We start from the raw sequence: 17,877 nt of genomic DNA on the forward strand, positions 1-17,877 counted from the left end.
ACCCCGACGACCTCGACCAGGCGAAACACTCCATCCGGCAACGCGTCTGGGATCTCCTTGAACGCGGCAACGCCGCCCCGTCCGGCGTGCATGGTCACATCCCCGACTTCGCCGGGAAGGAACAAGCCGCAGCTCGCCTGGCCCAGCACGACCAATGGAGGAACGCCCGTGTCATCAAGTGCAACCCCGACCGCGCCCAGTTGCCCGTTCGGGTGCAAGCGCTACACGCAGGCAAACTGCCCAGAAGCAGACGCCCCTCAAGCCAGGAACCGTCGCAAAAACAACTATTCCTAGGAGGTGTGCAGCCCTCCTGCGGAATCGTCACACCACACCCCGATGCCGCTGGTCAGGTGTGGGAGCAGCCACCGGCTTCACCAGGCCGCAATCATATGCGGTGATCACAAGTTGCACCCGGTCGCGGGCGCCAAGTTTGCTCAACAGATGCGATACGTGAGACTTGACAGTCTTGACAGCGATGGTGAGATGCCGGGCAATCTCGTCGTTAGACAGCCCCTGCCCGATGAGGCCCAGCACCTCCACCTCCCGGGACGTCAACTGTTCGAGCCGGGACCGCACTGGGCCGGCAGGGCCGGTGGGCCGAGCGCCAACGTAGTGCTCGACCAGACGCGCCAGGATCGATGGAGCGAATAGCGACTCGCCGTCACACGTACGCCTGATGGCATCCAGCAGATCCTCGGGCCGGCTGTCCTTCAGCAAGAAGCCAGCTGCTCCGGCGCGGAGCGCGTGAAAGACGTACTCGTCAAGGTCGAACATACTCAGGACCAACACCCGGGTGTGCCCGAGCTCGGGTAGTCGGCAGATATCTCGGGTCGCGTCAATGCCGTCGAGCCGCGGCATCCTGACATCCATCAACACGATGTCGGGGGCCAAGGTCTCGGCGGCGGCGATCGCCTCCATCCCGTCGCCGGCTTCTCCAACCACGGTGAGATCGGGTTCGGAATCGATGATCATCGCGAGGCTCCGTCTGAGTAGGAGCTCGTCATCAACGACAACGACCCGCAGCGGTGGCGCTGACGCAGTCATACCGTCCCTTCGGGCAGGGTGACCGCCAAGCGAAACCCCGCGACTTCCCCACGCTCCTTCGCGCGCGGCCCTGCCGTCAGGGTTCCCCCCAGGCTGCTGACCCTCTCCCGCAGACCGACGAGACCAAGGCCGGCGCCGGGTCGAACGACCCAGGCCCGACTCGGCCCTCCGTCGTCAACCGTCACGCACACCGCGGCTGGGGTCCGCGTCAAACCAATTTCTACAGTAGTCGATCCGCAGTATCGGGCGCTGTTGGCCAACCCTTCGCGAACGACCCTGCAGATCGCCACCTGGATACCCGGCGACACCACGCCGAGATCCCCCTGAGCCAGGGTGACATGTAGACCGGCCCGCCGGGCGCCCTCAATGATGGCGGGCAGGGACGCCAGTGTCTCAGTCGGATGGCGGGCAGGCAGGCGGTCAACCTCCCGAAGCGCATCCATCATTCGGCGGAGCTCCGCCGTCGCCGTCCTGCTGATGGCCTCCACATCCGCAATAGCCGCCAGCAACACCTGATCGTCCGGCTTGCGCGCATGCAGGTGGGCGGCGGCGGCTACTCGTACAGTGATCATGCCCAGACCGTGAGAAACGATATCGTGCAGGTCCCGGGCCAGGTGCAGACGCTCGGCGAGTACTGCCTCCGCGACATCCCGACGCGCCATCGCCGATTCATGCTCACGCCGCTCGACCAGCAAGCGGACTATCGCCCAAGCGGAGATTGCCGCGAACATTGACAGCAAGACAGCCACGAACGGCCAGGTAAGTCCGAGCACGAGAACGGCCACCAGCACGACAAGCAGCATGCCGGGCGGCAGCAGCAGCCATGACCGTCGGAGGCGGTACCAGCTCTCGGTCATGCGGCGCAGCCTACCGTTCCGGTCTCGGTGCCGCCCGTGCTCGACGTGCGAATGCGAACCCTCCGGGTAGCCGGTGTCAGACCACGGTCCGACGGACTCAGGGCCGAAGAGCGACCCTCAAGGCCGACCACGGCCCGATGCGCGCCGGCGAACACCTTGATTCAGTGGATACGGCGAACGTCATCGTGCTCGCCGCAATGTCCACGGATCGCTCAGGAGGGTCGTTGTACAAGCGTGTGGTAGTCGCGGTCTCGGGTGCGCTGTTCTCCCTGATGGCTTTGGTGGCGGTGATAGTCACCGATCTACACGACCGAGACTTTCCACAGGCCATAACTGCACAGAGCAGGCTGGGCCTGGACTTCGGAGAGTCGCAGTTCAGCGACAGGGAGGCGTTTTCGGTACTGACGCAGTTGGACGCCGACTTGAGCCTGGGCCTGCTACGGATCGCACCGGACCTGATCGGTGACGGTGACGGTAACGGTAACGGTAACGGTAACGGTAACGAGCAGATCTTCGTAGCACTCAACGACGGAAATCTGCCCGCGACGTTCCACTCGTTCAGCGGCGTCGGCACGGCACGGATTGTCGACCGGGACCGGCTGACCAACTCTTCACCGGACGGTTCGTACCTGGTCACCGGTTCTCTCTCGGGGCTGACAGAGTTGGAGAGCCGGCTGGCCGGCAAAGGCGTACGGGTGACGCGCACCGATGCCTCTGTGATCAGCAGCCTCGGGTTCGTCCTGCAGGAGGGTGGCTTCGCCGTACCCGTCCTGGCCGCCTTCGCCCTAATCGCGACGCTGGCGCTGTTCTGGTTGTCGATGAAGGCGCGCAGCCGCGCACTCAGGGTGCTCGCCGGATGCCCCACGCTACGCATTCAGGCGCAGGATCTGGGCGGGTTTGCGGCCGCCCTCCTCCTCCCAGCAGCCGCTGTCACCATCGCTGCCACCAGCTACGTTGGCCTCGCTCGTGGTTGGCTCTACATCGACGTCTTCGTCAAGGTGCTGGCGGGCGTGGAGGGCACGGTCATCGCGGTAGCGCTCTTCGTTGCCCTGATCATGTCGGCCTCCGCCTGGCCAAGCACGGCGATGCTCGCTACTCGGCAGCCCGCGGTGAAGAGCCTTCGTTTGGCGGCCGTGGTCCTCCAGGCACTGACCTTCCTGCTGGTGGTAAGCACCGCCGACCCGGCCTGGTCGGCATATCGCAACTCCTCCGCTCAAGCCGCGGAGATGGCACAGTGGAAGAACCTCGCGAACCAGGTCACGATACAGCTCGGGATAAGCGACGATGAAATGACCAGCCTCGAACCGTTGATCGGCAACCTTGTTGAAGACGGCGAAAAGGCCGGAATGATCGCCTCCTCATACACCTTCCACAACGAGACATGGGGCAGCGGTTTCGGTGACTACTCAGCAGTTTCCTTCGTAAACCAGCAATGGCTCGACCTGACGACCATCAACGCACCGGCAGGGGCGCTGACGCCGGTGCCGTACCAGGACGTGAGCGGCATGCTCTCCCGGGAGTTCACCGATACGTTCTCCCTGCTGTCGAGAGGGAAGCGACCCGGCACGGAGGTCCTGTCGGGATTCGAATATCTGCAGCCTGCCAGCGGATTCCGGCTACCAGTCGCCCAGGGTGGCGGTGGAGATCTCCACTTCTTGGGCAATGTTCTCGTCGCCATCGTGCCCTCCCTGCACCAAACCTTCAACGACCGAAACCTAACTTCCATGCTCTCGACGAGAAACGTTCTGTTCACCGGCGTGGCGGCAACCCAGGATTTACTCGAGCGCAACGGCCTCTCTGCCGGGGCACTGGTCGGCCAAGGGGTCGAGGGCGACCTCAGTATCGTCTACGTCGCGGAGCGAGGGATCCTCCGAGCACAGTTCATGGCATATATGGCCTGGCTGATGAACCTCGCGCTCGCCGCCCTGGCCGTCGCCTTCACGGTCGCGACCCTGATCAGCGCGCTTATCACCGCCCTACTGCACGTAAAGCGCGACTTCCCCTTGCGGCTGTCCGGCCGCCCGTGGGCGCAGATCCTACAAAGCCGGGTGATGAGGGAGTCGCTGGCCGGATCGGCACTCATCGGTCTCGTCGCGCTATTTCAGAGGCCGGACAACATCGCGGCACTGCTGGTAGCCGCGCTGTGCGGGATGATTATCGTGCCGCTGGGGCACGTGTGGGCCGCGAGTTGGTTTTTCTCCGGCGTCAGCAGGCGGCGAATCTGATGGGAATACCGATGCAAATTGAAACCCAAGGTGTCTCCGTGGTAATAGGTGGACGTTCGGTGCTCAATAATGAGTCCGTACGCTGCGAGCCCGCGACGATGACCGCCCTCGTGGGTCCAAGCGGGTCAGGAAAAACAACTCTGCTGCACTGCCTCGGGCTGCTACTCCCGGTCAGCCAGGGTCAGGTTCTGATCGATGGCAAGGATGTCACAAAGTACGGGTCGGCGGCGCGGCGTCGATTCTGGCGGGACCACGCAGCATTCGTACTGCAAGACTACGGCATCATGGAATCAGAATCTGTTGCCTTCAACGTAACGATGCAATCGAGCCAGCTGGGCAAGCGGGCCTCCGGGGACGTACGGCGACTGGCGCAGATTCTCGATCGGACTGGGCTGGCCGACCGGCCAGATGAGGCGGCCAGCCACCTTAGTGGTGGTGAAAGGCAACGACTCGCCATAGCTCGGGCCATCTACAAACGAGCCGCAGTAGTATTCGTCGATGAACCCACTGCCTCGCTGGACTCCATAAACCGGCGGAAGGTCATCGATTTGTTAACGGAGTTTGCCACCAACGGCTGCACAGTCGTCGCGTCCACGCACGACCCGGAAATGATCGAAGCGTGCAACAAGCATCACGAAATTGGGAGCGGACCGGCTGTCGCGTAACCCTACCGCCAGGCCATGCGGCTTCTCACCCTCATGACCGCCAGCACCAATACCGGCGCTGCCGTACCCATAGCCGGTCAAACCCCTTGCTGAGCGCGTCGCGCAGGCGCTCGGCGACGGCCCGACGACTCGTCAGCTGGCGGGCCGGGGCGGCTGTTCGTCGATGTATGCCGGGGTTGACTCCAACACGGTCTCCCACGACCCTGCGCAGTGCACCACCAAGGCCGAATCACCTGGGTGGCACTGATGACGTCAGTGCCATTCATGAGGGTTTCTCTTCATCGGGAGAGGCCCTGATGGCGATCCGGTAGGAGCGGTAGTGCCGGGCGGGCCAGCCAAGGAAGCGGTCGAAGACATCCGCGGCACTGCCGGTGTCGCTGGGATGGAGCTGGTGCAGATCCTCGATCGCGTCGTGCAGACAACTGGCCAGGTAGAAAAAGAGGCTGACCGGGCTGTCCCGGTGCTCCGTCAGAAGGGCGACCTTCGCCGCTCCGCACGGCCACGGATGGCCGCATCGGCGGCACCGCCACAGCGGCCGCATGGGCAGATGCGGCCGGGGCAGCCCGGCGCGGACCGCCCCGGCTGACCGCTCTGGCGGAGCCAGCGGCCGTAAGGAAGGGCGTTCCGCCGGCTCGGACGATTCAGCGTCCGCGGGGCAGCCTCCGTCGCTGTTCATCGGGGATCGCGCTCCCGTGCCTGCCGCTCGAAGACGATTCGCCAGACGTACGTCAGCAGCGGCGGATCGGTCGGTCCCGGCTGCATCGGCAAAGCCGAAGTTAACCGAGGTCGTGGCAGGTCGCCGACCGTTGCGTTGCGTGAAATATAGACAGTCATGACCGGACGCCACTTTGACTCGCTGTGTGAGTGCGGTGGGCTTGTCGACACGCCGGCAAGCCCACCGCCACTGGCCGGCGACCGGGAGCAGACCGCCGGCCACCCGCTCACGCAGCCCTGATAGCAGTACGCGAGCGAGGAATCACCCGTGCGGTTGACGGAGTGCCCGGTGGGGACCATTTTCGGTGCGTTGGGTCGTATTCCGACCCGCCGCCGTAGGGCACGTCCATCTGAAGCTCCCTGGTGTGACATTGCCGCTGGCCCGTCGGCGCGCCATGGCGGTCAGGACGGTCCTAAGCCATTCGCCGACGTGTTTCTGGCCTCTACGATCGCTGGCGGCACCGCTTGGAGATAGACCCAGCGTGGTTGGCCACGGTGGGTCTCACCATGACCGTCTTAGGTCAATACGAAGAAAACGGGGGCGGCCATCGTTACGAAACTTGGTTCAGAGAATGTGCCAGCGACGGAGTTCCGGCCCGTCGTCAACAAGGCCCGTGATCCGGTGGTGCACCTCGTCGGCGGCCTCGGTCCCAGACCGGGACTTGCGAGCGTTGGTAGCGATCATCTGCAGCTCACGAAGCTGGCACAGTTTCTCGAACCCTGGCCAGGATGTGGCGTCCCAGCCGTAGGCTGCGGTGAAGTCGGCGAAGGCATCCGCGCCTGGTGGGTCGAACCGGCGGCAGTGGACAGCCACGGTTGCGATGTCCCACTCCCGGGGTCCGACAGCGGCACCGTCCCAGTCGGCCAGTACGGGCGTGCCGTCGAAGTCGCGCAGCGCGTTGCGGATCTGGGGATCGGACTGAATCATGCTCGTGCCTCGGGGAAAGCACATCGCTTCCCAGCTGGCCGTCATTGCTTCAAGCCGACACATCAGCAGATCCCGTTCCTTGTCGTTCAGGATCTTCGCGCGGGTGACGGACCGCTCGATGCTGCGGATCGGTCGGAGTACGGGCAGTGGCACCGGCGGAGCCGGCAGGGCGTGCAGGTCTCGGAGCAGCGTTCCGAGCTCGGAGACGGTGATGCGGTTGTCGTACGCCGGGTCCAGCCGCTGCCAGACCGTGACGACGTGCCCACCCACCCGCAACGGCTGGACCAGTCCTGGGTGAAGGCCCACGGTGGGGAACCCTCGGTCCACCAGCCAGTGGACCACCGCCACCATCCCGCGCACCCGTTCGAGGCCATGGTCTCCGGGGGCGATCTTGATAACCACGTCACCGACTGCGTACACGGCGTTGGTGTGGTGCCGCAGCAGGGTCGCGTCCAAGTCGTGGTAGCCAAGGCGACGACATACCTCGGCGAGCACCGGCCGGGTGCGCGCCTCGACGAACATGGGGCTCCTAGGGACCGGGTGCTGCTGTGGTCCCAAGCCTACGGGCGCTCTCGCGGCAGGCCCGCACATAGTCCGTAAGGACCGCGACCTCACCAGGCCGGCTCTCCTCAGGGATCGCCCTTGTCACGTCGGTGGCCCTGGTCAGGATGATTTCGGTCCGTTGCGCCTCGGGTAGGTCCGCGACAGCATCACGCGCGGTCACCGCCGCTTCGGTCGCTCGCCGGTCCTGGGCAAGGCACATCGACCGATCCAGGGCGATGAGCGCCGCATCAATAGGTACGGCCGGAGCCGCGCCGTAGAGCCGCAACGCCTCTTCCTGGATCCGATACGCCTCACCCGTGTCACCCAGCCAGGTGTAGGCACCGGAGAGGTAGAACAACAGCCGCTTCACCGGGAACCGGAAGGCCACGTCGGTGTCCTCGTCACCAGCCTGATCGAACAGCCGACGCGCCTGGTCAATTGCCGACTCTGCCTGCTCCGCAGCACCGATTCGGGCCAGCGCACGCGCCCGGCCTGCGGCTGCCAAGGCAGCAGGTGACGATGCGATGGATGTGACCGCCAAAGCTGCGTCAGCCAAAGCAACAGTCTGGGTCGGGTCCCCGAAATAGTACGGCAGCATCGCCGCTTGGGCCCGCACCAACACCCTGAGACGAGCCTCCCCACTGTCGTCCGCCGCGTGGATCGCCGTGCCATACCAACGCCGAGCCTCGGCCGCATCCCCGAGCCGCATCATCGCATCAGCGCACATCGTGGCCAGCAACGCCGCCACCCCGGAAATCCGGGCCTGAACCGCCGCCGGCTGCCGCCGAAGGGACAGCATCTGAACCTCCCGGCAGTCGGCAGCCAACAACGACAGCATGACCTGAGGCGAGGCCGACGGGTAAAGCGTCATGTGCTCGCTTGCGGACTCCTCAATCAACTCAAGTTGCCGAGGAGCGACACTTGTCAACGCCAAAGCCTCGTCCAGGCCAAGCCGTAGTCTCGCCAGGCCGCCTACCTCCACGCTGGCGTCCGCACTTGCCAACGGACTGTGTGCTCCGCTATCCGCGGCCACGACATCGGAGTCCCCACCCACGCGGGTGCCCGCGTCCCGGCCGAGTCCCATCGCTGGACGCGGGATGCTAAGGCCGACCGCGATTCGCTCCAGCACCTCGTAGGCCGTTACCTGACGGATGCCCTTGGCGATTTCCGCCGCACGGTTCGACGAAATCCCCACGAGAGCCGCAATCCTGCCGTAAGACACGCCCCGAGCGTGCAGGAAACGGAAGACCGCGGCAACGTCCCGCCGCTGCAGGAATTCACCGATCGGGCGGCCGTTCCAGACTCCCGACCTCCACCACTCGGGATTCACCTGCGAGCCCACAATCACCTCCGATCGAACAAGTACCTATCGTCAGCACCACGCATTCACACCATCACATCAAGTCGGGACAGGTCGAGTCGCTGGATGCCCCACAGGATCGAGACTGGTGACATCATCCGGAACCCCCACCGTGGGCCCTCACGGTGCTTCAGGAAGGGCTACCGACGCACATCCAAACCATCGATCTGTTCCTGCCCGGACCGCGTCAGAGTGTCGACTAACTCTGACGCCACCTGCTCCGGCTCGGCCAGGCAACGCCATGCCGGCACCCGACGGACCGGTGTGGCACCACTGATGACATCGATTCGAGCGAGTACCCGACGTAGTCCCCGGCCCACGGGGTCGCCCGCCGGATCGTCAACGACGACGGCTAGCTCGGCAGCTCCGCGCCCCACCACGAGGTCAACAGCCCGGCCAGCCACGGGGACGTCGCGCCGCACGGTAAGACCGACGCTCCGAAGTGCCAGGTGCAATCGGTCTACTGGCACATTCGCGGTCCCTGATTGAGCATCGGCGGTAGCATCAGGGACCAACGCCAAGGCGGTCAGCAGGCCGCGTTGCCCCGACCACCACGACCGGTCACCGACCACGACGAGCTGGGATCGCGCCCTGGTGATGGCGACGTTCCACAAGTTGGTCTGGTGTACCAACCAGCCTCGGGTGCGGTCCGGAATGCCATGCGCCCCGATCGGTGAGACGACCATGATGTCCTGCTCGCTGCCCTGAAACTTGTGAATCGTCGCGCAGAGCACGTTGTCTGTGCGGCCGGCGTCGCGAAGGGCCGCGGCCAGGCGACGCTGGTGCGCAGCGAGCGGCGTGACCACCCCGATCGAGACATCGGGGTACGCCGTCCGTAGTTCCGTCACCTCGGCTACGACCGCGTCGATCTCGACCTGGTTGAACCCGGACCCGGTTGTGCCGCGGCTGAACTGGCCGGGCACGTGGCGCCAACGAACTGCGGGATCGGCCGCAGCGGCCAGTCGGGCAGGATCTGTCAGCACGGTTAGCCGACCCTGATAGACCTCCCGGTTTGGCACCTGCACGATGTCTGGGTGGCACCGGTAGTGCTCGTCAAGGAGGTACGTCGCGCCCGCGGCGGTGACGAAGGCGTCGTACGCGGAATGGGTGGTGTAGGTAAGCCGCCGGGCGGTGAGCCAACCGGTACTCAGGTCCGCGCGGGCCCGTTCCGTGACGTCGTCGGCCTCGGACAAGTCCACGACGGGTGCGAGCTGACGCGGATCACCGATGAGCAGTGCCCGCTTGGCGCGGTAGAGCATGGGCAGAATCGCAGGAATCGTGCACTGCGCCGCCTCGTCGATCACCACGAGGTCGTACAACGCGGGACTCCGCTTCAACCGCCGGGCGGACAGGGCGGTGACGGCCCAGCCCGGCAGCACCCGGAGTAGTTCTGGAAAGTAGGCCCAACTGTCCGACTGCGGCTTGGCCATCTCGTCGGCTCGGTCCTGCAGCAGGCGTACTCCCGCAGCCACCCTGCGGGCGATCTGGGCGCGCAGCAGGTTCACGCTGAGGGTGGGTCGCTCGGCGCCGATCAGGTCGGCCAGTCGCTGCCAGGAAGTCTCGATGTCGGGCAGCTCAGTGAGGAGCCGCCGGCTTTCCCGCCAGCGCAGCTCGAGCACCGCCCGCTCCGCGAGCGCCTCGACAGCGTGGCGATCCGCGACCTGGTACGACCGCAGCTGCCACCGGTACCACCAACCGAACCACCTACTGGCGAGCCCGCGGTCGGTCAGCCGGACGAGGTGTGCCAGGGCCCTGTCGTCGGCGGGCAGCGGTGCCACACCGTCGCCCGCATCGGCCCCACGCTCAACAGCCAGATCGGCGAGGTCGCGTTCGAGCAACCGCTGTTGGTCGAGCATCGCGCGGAGTCTGGCAGCTTCTTCGCCCAGGAGCCGCAGTTCGTGTCGGAGCGTATGGTCGTCCGACGTCGTGGGCCGCTCGCCCGGCGGGTACGCCGCGAGAATGTCGGCGATGTGCTTCGGCTCCTGCGTCCGGTGTTCCTTGTTGCCGGTGCGCATCAGCAGACCCGGGCCGATCAGGTCGGTCACCCGGTCGAGCACCGAGTCGACGGCCTGGTTGCTGGTAGAGCCGATCAGCACGCTCTGTCCGGCGGCGGTGGCGGTCGCCAGCAGGGCGGTGACGAGTTGACTCTTGCCGGTGCCCGGCGGCCCCTGGGCCACCGTCAACGGCTGGGACATCGCCGCCTGGATGATCTCTTCCTGCGCCTCGTTCGCCGCGCTCATCGCCACCGTCACGACTGGCGTAGCCGCGGCTTCGTCCGGGCGGAGAGCCAGCGCGCCCAGTGCCGTCCCCTGGATGAGCCGCGGATTCTTCACCATGCCCCGTAGATCGTCAACGAGCTGCCGCTGCGGCGACTCGGCAGCATCGACGGTGTACAGAATCGCGGCGTTCTGCACCCCGTTCACCGGTCCCGACCTGATGGTGCCGCCGAGCACCGCCGGGTCCAACTCCGTGACCGGTCTCAACCCGAACGTCTTCACGAGCACATCTACGGTGGCAGCGATGGCGGTCGGATCGCCGGGCGCGAATGCCTGCTCGACACGTTGCCGCAGTTCGTCGCCCTCCACCTCAGAGAGCTGGAACAGGTCGACGAGTGCGGCGCTGGGGCGGGGTGGAAAGGAGGCGTGCAGGACGTTGTCCGCGCCAACGGTGACATCGCAGACCAGGAGCGGAGCGAGCCGGAGTGGCTTCTGCCGGGCCGGCCGAACGGCGACGACCGGATAGCCGTATTGCAGTTCCCGGCCCTCGGCGCGGGCCCGAGCGGCGAGTTTGGCTGCCGACCCGGCCAGCTGCACGGGCGTAGCCGAGGAGAAAACCGCTTCGGACCCTGGTGGTGCCGCGACGTACGTCCCGGTCGCCCGCGGGTCGATGAACGATTGCAACACGGTTGAACGCTGCATGCAGTTGATGTAGTAGGTCACCAGGCGACGCCACTGATCCGCGTCGAACGGCGCCTCGTCCGTCGGGCTCGAAGTAACGGCGGTGACCTGCCGCCCCGCGGCGGCGGAGCCCGGCGCCGTCACCAGTCGGATCGGCTCGGTGACGCCCTCACTCGACTCAACCGGCGTGTGCTGGCGGCGCCGGGCCATCTCCGTCGGGGCGTACCGGGAGAGGTCGTTGGTGGTGATCCAACCATCGTCCGAGGGCCCCTCGGCCGCACCCCGTAGACCATTGAGCAGCACCTCAGTGAAGACGGACGGGTGGTCCGGCCCCTGCGCCTTGGACGCCTTCAGGTGCGTGCTCGACGTCAGGATGAAGGTGCCACGCTGACGCTTGAGGCGACGCGGCTCTTCCCGCACCCCGCCCCGGAACCGGTGCCGCGCCGTGAACGCGCCAGAGAAGCAACAGTCAAGCAGGACCACCTTCTGACTGGCCTTCGTGTCGTTGAGTAGATGACGCAGCATTCCGTCGGTGTCGAACGCGGTGGTGTGCAACTGCCCGGTGACCGTGTCGGTCGCGGCCAGGAACAGCGACTGACCATCACCGTGCAGCACCCCGTGGCCGGAGTAGTAGAGCAAAGCCAGGTCACCCGTGCGTCGCGCGCCGTAGAACTCCTCGACGACCTGACGCAGGTGTGCCGCTGGCAGGTCCAGTTCAGCGCGTACGGTGTCGAACTCCCCGGCACCGTCCAGCAGCGTCTTGAGCTGCGCCACATCCTGGCGTACCGAGGGAAGGGGTGCGAGCTCACTGTCCATCTGGCAGGTGGCGGTGCCGAGCAGCAGGGCGTGCCGTCCCATCAGAGACGGGCCCGTTCGATTGCGGCCCGCGCTGTTCTGACCAATTCATCGGTCTGGGCGTGGGTGGGCCGGTCGATAGTCATTTCGATGTCCCCGACTCGCAGGTGTACCCGGCGGCCGGTGTGACGCTGGAGGAAGCTCAGGACCACGTCAACCAGCGCCTGGACGTAGCCGGGGTCGGTGCCCGTCAGTACGGTTACCACGCCGAGCATCAGCTCTGCCGCGCCTTTGGCGTCCGGGTCGACAGCGGGGTTACCAACGCGCTCCACCGCGCCGCCGATCTCGCGGAGACTATCCGCCAGCTCGTCGGTCAGCTCACCGAGGACGAACTCGTCGTCGTCCGTAAGCGGCGTGAAATCGATCTGAACCAGGACGCGAGCCATCCAACCTCCTGCACGAGCGGTGCGACCAATCTACGGAATAGGTTCGCGTTGGGGCCGAGACTGTCGGCTTGCCGATCAAATACCGCCTACGCACCGCCCATCGTCCTCCTGTGTAGAGTTGAAAATCACTCCAATCGGGATTCCCAAAGATAGGCACGGTCGCCGTGCCGCGGGCACAGATGACCCAAACGATCCGCGGACCCGACCACACCGTCGCCTACGCGCCGGCACGGGCAACGCCTTTCGGGCACACCTTCGAAACATCCCTCAATGACCAGGTGCAGCTGGCCTCGCCGGCCCCGGCGGGCTTGACTGCCCGCCGGGCAACGCCGTCTGGCGGGAACATGCTCAAACGTTCGCAGAAGCGCACGAGGTCGCCAGGCGGGTGCGCACCACCAGGTCGTGCAGGGCGCCCACGGCTGCCGGGGCTGCGGAGTCGGGCAGCACCGACATGTCTCGGGCCGCCTCCAACTCGGCGCGAAGCCGCGGCACGTCGGCGGCGAGTCGCGGCGCAGCGCCCACGGGTAGCGGTCCCTGCTCGGCCTCCCGCTTGGCGGCGATGAGGTCGGGCACGTACGGCAACCCAGTCCCGAGCACGCCGAGGTCCGTCTCGAGGCGACCGGTCCGCATCAGGTGGATCCCGGTGAGCAGAACGCGCAGCGTGTACAGCGCGGGTTTGAGCTTCCCGGTCCTGGCGTACAGGTTCTGCTGGGTGGCCGCGAAGCCGAGGTAGTGGTGTGCATGGTGACGGGTGATCAGTTGTGGGGCCAGCGACGTGAGCTCGGCATGCACCGGGCTCGTGACGACCACCAGCGGCGACAGCACCTGCTCCAGGACGTACCCGTTGCGGCTGTTCAACAGTTTGGCGAACTTCAGCAGGTCGTGGCTGACCACGTCTAACTCGACACCGTCGCGTACGCCGGTGTACTGCAACGTCTGCGGCCCGGTGCGCAACCCGACCACCTCTGCTGGCGGCAGTAGGTGCGCACCGCGCAGATCAAGGTCAGAGTCGACGGACGCGAACCCGTACAGGTGCGCACCGCTGACGGTGGCGAACAGCAGCGGCCGGGGCAGCATGCGCGCGGCCTCAGCGGCCCACGGCGGCACTTCGGTGGTCACGACAGATTCCCTTCCCGTACGGCGATGAGCAGCCGATCCACGGCATCGCGGTCGGGCAGTTCCGGTAGCGCGGTGGCGGCCGCCGCGTCGGCGAGCTCGGCGAGCAGGTCCGCCGCCCAGGCGGCGACCGCTTTCCAGGGCAGCTCGCCGCGCCGCACCGTGAGCAGCTTGTCGCGCAGATGCCGCACGTCAACGAGGACATCCCCGGTACGCAGCACATGTGTACCGGCCACCAACAGCCGGATCATGTGCATGGCCTGCTTGTGGTTCGTCTCGCCGGTGCGATCGCGGCGGGAGGCCACCCGGTTCAGCTGATCCCGGGCGTAGCCGCCATACGTCTCGGCCACCCGCCGCGACAGGAACGCCTGCCGCGCCGCCAGCAACCGTTCCCCATCTGCGGTGATTGCCTCGACGAGCGGGGACCAGAGCACCTCCAGAACCGTCGGGTTGCCCTGCAGAGCAAGCAGGCAGAAGCGTTCGAACTCCCAGGAGAACTGCTCCGCCGCCGGCCCGTCAACGTGGGTGGGCGGCTTGTCCAGGTGCCAGAACGCGCGGGTCGGCGCCGCGAACACACCACGCCGGTCGTAGTCAGAATCCGGTCCGTGCAGTCCGTACGCCCGTGATCCGACCACGACGGAGAGGACGGTACGCCGCTCGACAAGCTCGATCACGCCCAGCGACGCTACCGCAGCATCACCCGGCAATGCATGATCTATTCCCGGCGGGACCGGGCGTCGCTGGAAGGGTAAACACCTCGCCGGGCGGAGCGGTGCCACGGGAAGGGAGCAACCGGAAATCATGGCGCACCACCCCGGATCCCACCCCCACCCCGCCCTGCCCCGGAGACTGCAGGCCAATGCCAACCGCAGCACGGTGCGTGCTGCGTGCTGCCGCCACCTCCCCCGCGCCAATCCCACCACGGGGCCTGGGAAACCGTCGCGAAGGCGAACCCCGGCGTCGGTCTCCCCGGTGGGGCAGCTCGACAGTCAGCAGCACGCCGCCGTCGCCGCCGCCGTCGCCACCACCGCCCGAACAGGTGACGCGTCGGGCGTGGCCCCGGCGGTTTGCCGATTCCGGTTGCCGGCCCGCAAACGGTGTTCGACACTTTCATCACGTATCCAATTTGAGGGGTTTGACATGGCTAGGTGTGATGTCTGCGGGAACGACTACAAGATGCCATTTCAGGTGCACATGGCCAACGGCGACGTGCACACCTTCGACAGCCTCGAGTGCGCCAACCACAAGCTCGCCATGAACTGCGAGCACTGCCAGGTCAGGATCGTGGGCCATGGCATCGAGGTCTCCGGCCGCTTCTACTGCGGCACCCACTGCGCCCGAACCGAGGAAGGGTCCCTGGCCGCCGACCTGCGCGGCACGTTGACTGCCCAGCCGGCCTGAGTGGGGCGGAAGGGGGCGGCAGGGCCTCAGTAGCGAATCCGCGTGTGCCGCCGCCCCCACCACCGCCGAGAACCACGACCGCCAGCCTTGCCCCGACCCCATCGGCTGGCGAACACCGCCTAGTTGTCCGCCGGGCAGCGGGACACCGCCATCGGAATCCCACGGTCGGAGCAGTCGATCTCGTACCAGGTGACTGGACCACGTCGGCAGGCTCGTACCCAGCAGGCCGCTGCCCCAAAACCAGGCGGTAAGGATGTCACGGTGGGAAGCGCCGGTAGGGATCGCGCACACCCGACCCTGGCGAGTCCTCAACATCGCGCTGGTCGTCTCGTTCATCAGCTGGATCGACATCGGTGCCATCACCGTGATGTTGCCCTCCATCGACGAGGCGCTCGGCACCGACGACAACGTTCTCCAATGGGTCGTCTCCGGCTACTCACTGATGTTCGCGCTCGCCCTCGTCCCCGCTGGGAGACTCGGCGACGCCAAAGGCCGGCGTCAGGCCATGCTCATCGGCCTGACCATGTTCGTCGGAGCCAGCACGTTGGCAGGACTGGCCAACTCCGGCACGGTGCTGGTGATCGCCCGGCTCCTCCAGGGCGCGGCGGCGGGCGTCCTCGCACCCCAGATCACCGCCCTCGTGGAGCGACTATTCCCCCCCGCGGAGCGCGGACGCCCCTTCGGCGCGGTCGGTGCCACCTCCAACGCGGCCACCGCCGTCGGCCCACTGATCGGCGGCCTGGTCATCGCCGGGGGCGGAGCGGACCATGGCTGGCGGCTCGTCTTTCTGATCAACGTCCCGATCGGGATCATGGCGGCGATACTCATCTGGCGTTTCTTTCCGAAAAGGCCGCTTCGTCCCCAGGCCGACCGTCGCCACGACGTGGTCGGGACGCTGCTGCTCGCCCTCGGGATCATGTTGGTGATCCTGCCCGCGCTGCAATGGCAACAGTGGATGGGGTGGCTACCGTGGCTGTTGGTGCCAGCCGGGCTCGGCGTCCTCGTCGCCTTCCGATCCTGGGAAACCTCCACCATCCGGCGCCACCCGCCGGTCTTTGACTTTCGCCTGTTCACCCACCGGCCGTACCGCCTGGGGCTGCTGCTCGGGTTCCTCTTCTACGCCGGCTTCGTCTCCCTACCGCTGATCTTCAGCTTCCACCTGCAGTACGGGCTCGGCACCAGTCCACTGAACACCGGCCTGACGCTCGCACCGCTCGCGGTGGGCTCCACCCTCGGCGCCGTGCTCGGCGGACGCTACGTTGGCCGGCTTGGCCGTGCCCTGCTGGTCATCGGACTCATCATCGTCCTGGTGAGCCTCGCCATCATGACCGCTCTCACCGGCTTGCAAGGGGGCGCCTTCTCGGCCGCGACCGTGTTCCCGCTCTTCCTCGCCGGAATCGGCAGCGGCCTCGTCATCACACCGAACAACACCCTGGCGCTAGCCCAGGTGCCCAAGCCCGACGCCGGCAGCGCCGCCGGCATGTATCGCACCATGCGACAGATGGGAGCCGCGGTGGGGCTGGCAATGATCACCGCCACCCTGCTCGCGGCGGTGGCCGCCAACGACGGACGCTGGTCGATCGCACTTCGCTACGCACTCGCCGTGGAGATCGGCATCATCGTCGCCGCCCTCCTCATCTGCCTCGTCGACATCCTCGGCGAGCGCCGCGACGAACGGAAGCGCGCAGCGCGGACGAGCCGGTAGCGCAGAGCGTGGTGGACCTCGTTCAGCCGCTGCCCTCGCGGAACTCAGGAGTCGACCCGAGTGGCGGTTGCTGGTCCGGGCCCCCGGGACCGCCCCCGACGCGCGAGCACGAACCCGGCCCCGGCGGCGAGGAACCCCACCACCAGGACGCCGATCGGCAGGTAGCGACCGAACAGCTGCAACTGCGCCCGACCATCTTTGGCCTGTTCGATCACCGCGTCGGCGGTGGCATCGTCGTACTGGAAGGTGGCGTTCAAGATGACCACCGGCGGCCCGACGTCTGGCACCAGCTCGTGATGCTGCTGGTCGCGGTAGCCAAGAATGCCACCGGTCATCGGCTCCACCCAGAGCGTGCGGGAGGCGCGGTAGCTCATCGTTGCGCCTGTCGCCTCCGGTGCCAGGAAGCCAAGCAACTGGGCCAGCGCCTCCTCGTCCATGTCGAGGCCCCGCTGCGGGATGGTCTGTTCGAAGCGGTACGTCTCCAGGCCGGCAATCTCCTCCACGCCCTGGTACCGCATCGGCAGCGACTGCCGCAGGGTGCTGTCAAAATACTGGTAGGTCTGCTTTTTCGTATCGAAGGGGAACAGGTACAGCTGCCCGCTGTACGCGATGTTCCCCGCCTTGCACCCGGTGGCACCCAGCTCCTCGGCCACTACGTCGTTGTAGCACTGGCCCTCCCACTCGGCGGCGGCGCCGGACACCCGGTCGAGGGCGATGCGGCTCTCGGACCGCTCGACCGGCAGGTCCCGATCGACCCAGTCGGTCGCTTGATACACGTTCCAGATGAGAGTTTCACCCGCGAGGCTTCCGGTGAGCTCTGCGGCGGTGTCGTTGTCTGGCTTGATGCCGGTGGCCGAACGCAGAGTACCGGTTTCGACGGTCACCGCGGGGTCACCGTTGGGCAGCGTCCGGGCGCTGACGAAGGTGGCTGATGGCGCGACCACCACGATGTCTGGCGGTGTCACATCGTAGGGCACCTGCTTGAGCGCCGGCACGATCAGCCATACCAGGCCCACGGCTGCGACAACACAGAGTAGCCCCAGACCGAAAAGAGCCGCGCCGATTTTCTGTCGCATCAGCACACCCTCCCTTTAGGTGAAACTTGTTCTAATCTACTGCCACTTACCCAGCAGGGAAACCCCTCAGCAACACGCCATTCGCCGCACCGTCATCCACTGGCG

General features: G+C 66.4%; 15 protein-coding genes. 4 read left to right on the forward strand and 11 right to left on the reverse strand.

The window, feature by feature from the left end; translation table 11 throughout:
• Positions 1 to 321: 321 nt before the first annotated feature.
• Together B118_RS0103145 and B118_RS0103150 are read right to left on the reverse strand one after the other, a co-directional pair.
• Positions 322 to 1,044 (reverse strand): response regulator, encoded by a 723-nt coding sequence (locus B118_RS0103145; protein WP_080678009.1) that lies wholly within the window; start codon positions 1,042 to 1,044, stop codon positions 322 to 324.
• Positions 1,041 to 1,901 (reverse strand): sensor histidine kinase, encoded by an 861-nt coding sequence (locus tag B118_RS0103150; RefSeq protein WP_028192357.1) that lies wholly within the window; start codon positions 1,899 to 1,901, stop codon positions 1,041 to 1,043. The genes B118_RS0103145 and B118_RS0103150 overlap by 4 nt, the downstream gene beginning before the upstream one ends.
• Positions 1,902 to 2,038: 137 nt before the next feature.
• Here B118_RS0103150 and B118_RS0103160 point away from each other — a divergent pair, with 137 nt between their 5' ends.
• Positions 2,039 to 4,126: a hypothetical protein gene (locus tag B118_RS0103160; protein WP_080678010.1), complete on the forward strand. Its 2,088-nt coding sequence runs from the start codon at positions 2,039 to 2,041 to the stop codon at positions 4,124 to 4,126.
• A gap of 11 nt (positions 4,127 to 4,137) precedes the next feature.
• Entirely contained in the window at positions 4,138 to 4,791 is a 654-nt protein-coding gene (locus B118_RS29805) for an ABC transporter ATP-binding protein (protein WP_080678014.1), read from the forward strand.
• A gap of 262 nt (positions 4,792 to 5,053) precedes the next feature.
• Here the strand turns inward: B118_RS29805 and B118_RS0103165 are convergent, their stop codons facing one another.
• From B118_RS0103165 to B118_RS0103200, 8 genes are all read right to left on the reverse strand, one after another.
• A complete protein-coding gene (locus B118_RS0103165) occupies positions 5,054 to 5,332 on the reverse strand; it encodes a hypothetical protein (protein ID WP_028192359.1) in 279 nt (92 codons plus the stop codon).
• 131 nt (positions 5,333 to 5,463) lie between these two features.
• Positions 5,464 to 5,877, reverse strand: a complete 414-nt coding sequence (amcA, locus tag B118_RS33575) for a multiple cyclophane-containing RiPP AmcA (RefSeq protein ID WP_337588112.1) — start codon at positions 5,875 to 5,877, stop codon at positions 5,464 to 5,466.
• Positions 5,878 to 6,070: 193 nt separating this feature from the next.
• Positions 6,071 to 6,955, reverse strand: coding sequence for a phosphotransferase (locus B118_RS0103175; protein WP_018219354.1), 885 nt, complete (start codon positions 6,953 to 6,955; stop codon positions 6,071 to 6,073).
• A 7-nt stretch (positions 6,956 to 6,962) separates the two neighbouring features.
• Positions 6,963 to 8,324, reverse strand: coding sequence for an NsdA family TPR-like regulatory protein (locus B118_RS0103180; RefSeq protein WP_018810492.1), 1,362 nt, complete (start codon positions 8,322 to 8,324; stop codon positions 6,963 to 6,965).
• A 152-nt stretch (positions 8,325 to 8,476) separates the two neighbouring features.
• Entirely contained in the window at positions 8,477 to 12,091 is a 3,615-nt protein-coding gene (locus B118_RS0103185; RefSeq protein ID WP_018810491.1) for an AAA domain-containing protein, read from the reverse strand.
• Positions 12,091 to 12,474 carry a hypothetical protein gene (locus tag B118_RS0103190; RefSeq protein WP_018810490.1) on the reverse strand — a complete coding sequence of 128 codons (384 nt, stop codon included), beginning with the start codon at positions 12,472 to 12,474 and terminating at the stop codon, positions 12,091 to 12,093. The genes B118_RS0103185 and B118_RS0103190 overlap by 1 nt, the downstream gene beginning before the upstream one ends.
• 348 nt (positions 12,475 to 12,822) lie before the next feature.
• On the reverse strand, positions 12,823 to 13,593 hold the full coding sequence (locus B118_RS0103195; protein WP_028192360.1) for a nucleotidyltransferase domain-containing protein: 771 nt from the start codon (positions 13,591 to 13,593) through the stop codon (positions 12,823 to 12,825).
• Entirely contained in the window at positions 13,590 to 14,264 is a 675-nt protein-coding gene (locus tag B118_RS0103200; RefSeq protein WP_028192361.1) for a nucleotidyltransferase domain-containing protein, read from the reverse strand. The genes B118_RS0103195 and B118_RS0103200 overlap by 4 nt, the downstream gene beginning before the upstream one ends.
• A 466-nt stretch (positions 14,265 to 14,730) precedes the next feature.
• On the opposite strand from B118_RS0103200, the gene B118_RS0103205 reads away from it, so the two are divergent.
• Both B118_RS0103205 and B118_RS0103210 read left to right on the forward strand, forming a co-directional pair.
• Complete coding sequence (locus tag B118_RS0103205; RefSeq protein ID WP_027645048.1) at positions 14,731 to 14,991, forward strand: hypothetical protein; 261 nt, start codon at positions 14,731 to 14,733, stop codon at positions 14,989 to 14,991.
• A gap of 253 nt (positions 14,992 to 15,244) precedes the next feature.
• A complete protein-coding gene (locus tag B118_RS0103210) occupies positions 15,245 to 16,696 on the forward strand; it encodes an MFS transporter (protein ID WP_028192362.1) in 1,452 nt (483 codons plus the stop codon).
• Positions 16,697 to 16,740: 44 nt separating this feature from the next.
• Here B118_RS0103210 and pgfA read toward each other — a convergent pair whose 3' ends face one another.
• The gene (gene pgfA / locus B118_RS0103215) at positions 16,741 to 17,772 is read right to left on the reverse strand and encodes a cell envelope lipid trafficking protein PgfA (protein WP_080678015.1); all 1,032 of its coding nucleotides are present in this window, start codon (positions 17,770 to 17,772) and stop codon (positions 16,741 to 16,743) included.
• Positions 17,773 to 17,877 lie beyond the last annotated feature (105 nt).

It is taken from the genome of Salinispora pacifica CNR114, from assembly GCF_000514775.1.
Lineage (GTDB): Bacteria > Actinomycetota > Actinomycetes > Mycobacteriales > Micromonosporaceae > Micromonospora > Micromonospora pacifica.

Bases quoted from the DNA above. Each gene is read 5' to 3' on its own strand.
- pgfA (WP_080678015.1), bottom strand. From the start codon at position 17,772: ATGCGACAGAAAATCGGCGCGGCTCTTTTCGGTCTGGGGCTACTCTGT.
- amcA (WP_337588112.1), bottom strand. From the start codon at position 5,877: ATGTCACACCAGGGAGCTTCAGATGGACGTGCCCTACGGCGGCGGGTC.
- B118_RS0103160 (WP_080678010.1), top strand. From the start codon at position 2,039: ATGCGCGCCGGCGAACACCTTGATTCAGTGGATACGGCGAACGTCATC.
- B118_RS0103165 (WP_028192359.1), bottom strand. From the start codon at position 5,332: ATGCGGCCGCTGTGGCGGTGCCGCCGATGCGGCCATCCGTGGCCGTGC.
- B118_RS0103175 (WP_018219354.1), bottom strand. From the start codon at position 6,955: ATGTTCGTCGAGGCGCGCACCCGGCCGGTGCTCGCCGAGGTATGTCGT.
- B118_RS0103210 (WP_028192362.1), top strand. From the start codon at position 15,245: ATGTCACGGTGGGAAGCGCCGGTAGGGATCGCGCACACCCGACCCTGG.
- B118_RS0103205 (WP_027645048.1), top strand. From the start codon at position 14,731: ATGGCTAGGTGTGATGTCTGCGGGAACGACTACAAGATGCCATTTCAG.
- B118_RS0103150 (WP_028192357.1), bottom strand. From the start codon at position 1,901: ATGACCGAGAGCTGGTACCGCCTCCGACGGTCATGGCTGCTGCTGCCG.
- B118_RS0103190 (WP_018810490.1), bottom strand. From the start codon at position 12,474: ATGGCTCGCGTCCTGGTTCAGATCGATTTCACGCCGCTTACGGACGAC.
- B118_RS0103145 (WP_080678009.1), bottom strand. From the start codon at position 1,044: ATGACTGCGTCAGCGCCACCGCTGCGGGTCGTTGTCGTTGATGACGAG.
- B118_RS0103185 (WP_018810491.1), bottom strand. From the start codon at position 12,091: ATGGGACGGCACGCCCTGCTGCTCGGCACCGCCACCTGCCAGATGGAC.
- B118_RS29805 (WP_080678014.1), top strand. From the start codon at position 4,138: ATGCAAATTGAAACCCAAGGTGTCTCCGTGGTAATAGGTGGACGTTCG.